Source organism: Mycobacterium sp. DHQP2018-32-09, assembly GCF_058148405.1.
The window spans coordinates 1-398 of the sequence record NZ_JBYVYK010000190.1 but is presented as its reverse complement, the minus strand read 5'-3'; the positions used below and the strand labels follow the sequence as shown (position 1 = coordinate 398).

Here is a 398-nt window from a genome sequence, read left to right as displayed (position 1 = left end):
CAGCTCACGCGCCGGAAGACGAGTGCGGGCGGCGGCATCTACCACGAGCCACCGGACCGCGTTCTTCATCTTGACAGGCTTTAGCATCTATTCCTCTTCACGAATGAAAATGGGGCGACAGACCGAAATCTGCGCCCATTACTATTTACTTCCCGGAAGTTTACCACGGATCACGTGGTGTAGACGAGCACTTCATCCAGACCCAGCGATAGCTCCTTAGGCGTGTTGACGTGCTCAGAGTACACGACGATATCACCAAACAGGGTCCCCACAGGCGGAAACTCTCCGGCGTACCCCGCGTAGTAGATCAGGTCAAGCGCCAAGAAGATGTGCCGGATGGGCAAATCCTCTGGAGGTTCCTGCTCTGCCATAATGCAGCTCGCGATCGTTGCGCACAG

1 protein-coding gene is annotated in these 398 nt (G+C 56.3%); it reads right to left on the bottom strand.

Going from position 1 to position 398, the window contains the following annotated elements:
• Positions 1–170 precede the first annotated feature (170 nt).
• Positions 171–398 (bottom strand): hypothetical protein (locus AC30CM_RS27290; RefSeq protein ID WP_490120020.1); only part of this gene is annotated, 228 nt, incomplete at its 5' end.